The following is a 443-nucleotide window of genomic DNA, read 5'->3' on the forward strand; positions in this document are numbered from 1 at the left end:
CCGCCATATCCGCCACCATGTTGTAACGTTAATAACGTTGCAAATAGGGTACCGAATAACGCAAATTCAGCTGTAAGGAAAATCCAAAAGCCAAGTTTATTTAATTCGCCTTCGTGTGTACGAGAATCAATAGTATTTGCATCATGACTCATGACTTACAGCCTCCCTTTCTTTAATTCGAGCTTCTCTTAAACGAGCTTCAGTTTCTGCAACTTCTGAAGCAGGGATGTGGTAACCATGATCAATTTGGAAACTTCTCCAAATCATAGTAATGAAGATACCTGCTAAACAGATAAGTGCTGGAACAATAGATTCGAAGATTAAGAAGAAACCACCAATAGTCATAAATATACCCATCCAGAATCCTACTGGAGTATTGTTTGGCATATGAATATCTTTGTAGTTATGGTTGTCTAAATAATGACGACCATGTTCTTTCATAT

At 37.5% G+C, this 443-nt stretch carries 2 pseudogenes; both read right to left on the minus strand.

Features of this window, described 5'->3' with window-relative positions:
- Nucleotides 1-152 (minus strand): annotated as a pseudogene (locus M3152_RS17825) (cytochrome aa3 quinol oxidase subunit III); the annotation flags it as partial.
- Nucleotides 142-443, minus strand: a pseudogene (locus M3152_RS17830) (cytochrome ubiquinol oxidase subunit I); the annotation flags it as partial. The pseudogenes M3152_RS17825 and M3152_RS17830, both read right to left, overlap by 11 nt.

It is taken from the genome of Sporosarcina luteola, assembly GCF_023715245.1.
In the GTDB taxonomy this organism is placed as follows: Bacteria; Bacillota; Bacilli; order Bacillales_A; family Planococcaceae; genus Sporosarcina; species Sporosarcina luteola_C.